Origin of the sequence: Haloferula sp. A504 (genome assembly GCF_044385805.1) — a bacterium.
Lineage (GTDB): Bacteria > Verrucomicrobiota > Verrucomicrobiia > Verrucomicrobiales > Akkermansiaceae > Haloferula.
In genome coordinates this window covers 1-4822 of record NZ_JBISBU010000114.1, presented here as the reverse complement: position 1 = coordinate 4822, position 4822 = coordinate 1, and the positions used below count along the sequence as shown (strand labels likewise).

The 4822-nt window shown below is 60.3% G+C and carries 2 protein-coding genes; both read right to left on the bottom strand.

What is annotated here, in order from left to right; translation table 11 throughout:
• Positions 1 to 281: 281 nt before the first annotated feature.
• A complete protein-coding gene (locus ACG2LG_RS23530; protein ID WP_396263272.1) occupies positions 282 to 767 on the bottom strand; it encodes a hypothetical protein in 486 nt (161 codons plus the stop codon).
• Positions 768 to 771: 4 nt separating this feature from the next.
• On the bottom strand, positions 772 to 4677 hold the full coding sequence (locus ACG2LG_RS23525; RefSeq protein ID WP_396263270.1) for an RHS repeat-associated core domain-containing protein: 3906 nt from the start codon (positions 4675 to 4677) through the stop codon (positions 772 to 774).
• Positions 4678 to 4822 lie beyond the last annotated feature (145 nt).

The window sequence follows — 4822 nt, the reverse complement described above, 5'->3', positions numbered from 1 at the left end:
ATGGCAGAAAAAATCGATGTCAGCGTGGGAATCCGCCCGAAATCCCTACAGTCACAATTGGGAAACGGGGCACGATATCAATTTGGTGCGTAACAGCGCGGAACGACATGGATTCAGGAAACCGAAGGAAACAACAGGACCATTCCGCCCGAAACTACCATGAACACCGTAGAAAATGCGAAATGCGAGGACCGACCCCAGACCTAATTCACGCACCGACCCCTTGCACGGAGTCCAGATCTAACAAAGTTCGATTTCCCTTCGATGAGCGACTCATGCCACTATGAGCCTGGGATACCTTTCTCGAGTTCATTGATGAGGCTCTTCTCTAGATCATTACTATAGCTGTAAGCAGCAGCGTAGCCAGTCCGCAGGCCACGACGATACCTAGCCAATCTCGTCGATCCTGCCTCCAAAAGATCCTCTTTATGGAGATCCTTTCCATGGAGGCCACGATAGAACTTATAGTCACAGCAAGAGGCCCAACCTTGGAAGTATCCGGCCATGTATGCAACTACAACGGGATCGTCGATTGCCAGCCCATCCCCCCCAAAATTTCCGCCCGATCTCCGGACCTCGGCAATACTATGGACAAGTTTATCTCGCTCACGCTCAAGGATCTCAGCAAATTCCTCGCCCTCAAGAAAGCGTGCCATCCTCGCAAAGAACTCCTCAGAGAACTCGCTCGCATGGCTGGTCTCAGCGGCCCGAGTCAACCCGATACACAAACCAACAATCATTGTCAAAATGACCGTGAATCTAGTCATCTGATTATAATCCAGCACCATCGATTCCTCCGCGATTTAGCGCATCAAAAAGCTCTCTCAGTTTGTCGATTTCCGCTTGGGTCGCCTCCGCCTCGGATCCTGAGAAGCCATTTATCGGTGGCAATTTTTCTTTAAGTGCCTGGTGAAACTTGTTTGGGTAATCGCCCGACATCCGCTCAGCAACACCCTCTGCCTTCTCCTTCGAGGCGTAGCACTTGCCCTCTTCCAACTTCTTGAGGTCTTGAATCGTCGACGTGAGGGCGGCATGAGAAAACCGCACGTATTGCATGACATGAGCCATCTCATGCTCCCAGATACTGGCCTCCGTTCTCAATTGCTCACCAGGTATCACCTGACCATCTTCACCCCTCCCTCCTTCGTACCATTCTCTGAGCGTTGGGTACTTCTCCAAGAATTCTGGAAGACGTGACACATCTGTGACAAATCCCGCTGCTTTCAGCATCTCATTGGATGGATAGCGCATAAAAACCTGCCATGTCAGAGACTTAAGTCGAACGCAGCACTTCTGACCTTCTTTTCTCGATTCAAACGTAGCGCTAGTATCGACCCACGTTGATGCCTCACGCCCCTGTTGAATATCATTGCCTATTCTCGTAACCGCAACCCCGTCGATCACCATCAGCCCCAGGAGGTCAAATTTGCTGATGCCACTGTTGCCGGTAAAACGGTAGAGATTGAAGCCACCCCTTTCCCCGATCGGATCTCTAGATGGCCACCTGCCGGTCACCGGGTCATACCACCTGTAACCGTAGTAATAAAGTCCAGTTACTTCGTCTTGAGGCTTGGTCGAGAAGCGATAGGGGAACGATGCCGCGTTCATTGCCGCATCCACCGTCAGGTTGCCGAAGGGGTCGTATTCGAAGTGGGCGACTTCCGCGCCCGCTGCATTCACGTATTCGCTCACGTTGCCGTTGCCGTCGTAGGCAGGGTAGAAGGTATCCGCGATGCTGCCGCTTGCAATGGCGGAAATCGCAAGCAGCCCGCCGACGCCGCCCGCGCCCTGCGGGGTACCGCTGAGGTCGAGTCCCCAGAGGTAGGCGGCGATCTGGGTGGTGCCGTTGTATTCGGCGATGCGGTTCCAGCCGTCGTAGAGGTAGCGCACGGTGGTGCCACCGGTCGTCACGGAGGTCAGGCGGCTGAGGTGGTCGTAGGTGTAGGTCGTGGTGGTCGTGCCGACGGTCGCCGAGATGAGACGGTTCTCTGCGTCCCAGACCAGGGTGGAGGTGGTGCCCGGGGCCGCCGGAAGCGGGCCGGAGGTGACGTTGCCGTCGTCGTCGTGGATGGGGCTCTGGCTGCCGATGGCGGTGTATTGGTTGAGGGCGTTCGGGGTGTAGGCGGTGGTGTTTGGTCCAGCGGGATCGGAGATTTCCGTACTGGAGATTTCAGAAAACAGGCGGTTGCCGATGCCGTCGAATTCGTAGGCGCGGTCGTTGCCGGCGGTGGATTGGTCGTCGGCCTGCACCAGTTCGCCGCGGATGTTGTAGGCCCAGGCCCAGTTGAGGTCGGTGGCGAAGGCATCGCCGGTGGTGGTCAGTCCGTCGCGCTGGCCGATGGCGTTGACGCTGTAGGCGAAGTCGGAAAGGGTGCCACTGCCTCCGGGGTAGGTGTTGGTGCGGCCGAGCAGGGCGTTTCGGGTGGCGTCGTATTCGAGGGCGGTGTCGACCCGGGGGCCGTCGAGGGTGAAGGGCATGGCGGATTCGAAGAGGGTGCCTGCGGTGGCACCCTGATGATTTCCGGCTCCGTTGACCTCGTAGGTGTAGCCGTAGGTGAATCCCGCGTTCGCGGGACCGCCTGCGGCGGGGCCCCCGGTGACGGTGGCGAGGCGTCCGGCGGTGTCGCGGGTCCAGGTGGCGGTGGCTTCGACGGTGTCCACGATGAAGGGATCGGTGCCATCGGGCGTGCCGGCGGTGTGGCCGGTGGGGCGAAGGAAGGCGTCGTAGCTGCGCACGACGGTGCGGTTGAGGGTGTCGATCTGCTGGCGCTCGGCGGCGAGGACGAGGTCGGCGGGGTCGTAGGCGTAGCTGGCGTGGAGCACGCCGCCGCGGGTGACGGTCTTCTGGCGATTCAGGGCGTCGTAGGTGAAAACAAGGTCCGGGGTGGCGTCGGAGTAGTCGGTGGAAACGAGGCGTCCGCCGTCGTCGTAGCCGTAGGTCGTGACGACGCCACGCGCCCAGGTGCGGGTGGCGAGGCGACCAGCGGCGGTGTAGGTGTAGTCGGTGCCTTCGTCGTCGGCGTATTCCTTGCGGGTCATGAAGCCGCGGGTGGGGCTGTAGAACCATTCGGTCTCGGCGATGGTGGTGCCGTAAGTGGTCATGGTCTTGCGGCGGTCGGCGTAGTCGTACTCGTAGGTGACGCGATAGGTCTGGGCTCCGGTGGTTTCCTGGACGGTGCTGTCGGGATTGTAGGCGGTGATCGTGATGTTGGTGCTGGTGCCGCCGGCGATGAGGGTGTCCGGGGCGTCGACCTCGGTGCGGCGTCCCCGAACATCGTAGGTGAAGGCGGTGACGCGGTTGTTGGAATCGGTGACAGAGGCGACGACATCGGCGGTGGCCGAGAGGTATGCGGTGGTGGTGGTGCCAGTGCGGGAGTGCGTGCTTGTGGTCTGCCGGTTGAAGTTGTCGTAGCCGTAGCTGACCGATTCGATCGTCGCGTCGGAGCTGTCGCGCACCTCGGAGGATGCGAGGAGACCGGCGGTATAGGTTTGCAGGGTGTCGGTGCCGTCGGGGGCGGTCGTCTTTTCGGTCCAGTCGCCACCGCCGGCGAGGGTCGTGACCCGAGTGGTGGGGTTCGCGACGCCAACGGACTGATTGGTGGCGGAAAGCCCGTCGGGGCTGCGGAGGCTGGTGGAGACGACGGTGCCGCCTGCGGCGCTGGTTTGGCCGTCCTGCCAGACCTTGCTGACGGTCTGCCAGGCGGGGTTGCTGTTGCCGTCGAGGGCTGGGACCATTTCGGAGAAGCTGACCGAGTCGGTGCCATAGTCAATGGCGTCATTGTCATTGAGATCGGTCGCGGTGATGGTGCGCTCTCCACGAGTATTGTAGAGCATGAGGGTCGTGACGCCGTCGGGATCGACTGACTTCACCATCTGGCCCAAGCCGTTGTATTCGGTGGAGACGGAAGACTGGAAGACGGAAGATCCAAGACTTGATAGATGGCCGGAGAGCAGGACGCGGCCGGCGTGGTCGGTCTGGGTTCCGGTGACTTCATTGTGGCCGGTGCCGACGATGTAGCCACGGGTGGTGAGTTCTCCGGTGGCGTTGACGCTGTAGGCGTTCTCCATGGCCGGGGAGAGGTCGCCGGTGGTCTTGTGGGTGCGCCCGTCGAGATAGTAGTCCGTGGTCTGGCTGAAGTTGTCGGGGGTGGTGACGACCACACGCTTGGATAGACCGGCGGCGGGCTGGTAGGTGATCGTGGTCGTGGTATCGACGAGCTTGCCCGGCTCGGGCACGTTGGCGTCCTGCCATTGGGACTTGGTCGGGTCGGGCGAGGAGGAGGTCATCGAGGTCCCGGCCAAGTTGCGGGAGGATTTGCCGATCAGGTTGTCATCGTTGTCGACGAGGGTCGAGGAGAGGGAACCGGACACGGTCTCGGCGTAGCGGTGGGTCTCGATCGTCAGGCCGTTGTGAACGGTTTCGGTGGTGACGCCGATGCGGTTCGTTTTGATCCGGCGATTGAGCGAATCATACGCGTGGTAAGTGGTGATGCCATACTTGTCGGTTGTCGATTCGATGCCGCAGCACGAATAGGTGGTGCTGGTCTGCCACGCTTCGCCCGTCGCGGACGCCGCCTCGGTGAGGATGGATACCGACGAGTTCTGAATAGGGTCGGTCCGTGAAATGCGGCGTTGACTACTGAGCCGGACCTGGAGGGAGTCAGTCCCGTTTTTCAAGCATGCGGTGCTGCGTAGGGGCGAATCTTCGGGGGAGTTGATTCGGGGATGCGGGCGTCCCGTCGAAGATCGAAGGGGTCCTCGCATTTCGCATTCTGGATGGAGTCACAGTCGTATTTCACCATTTGGCTACGGCATTCATGGT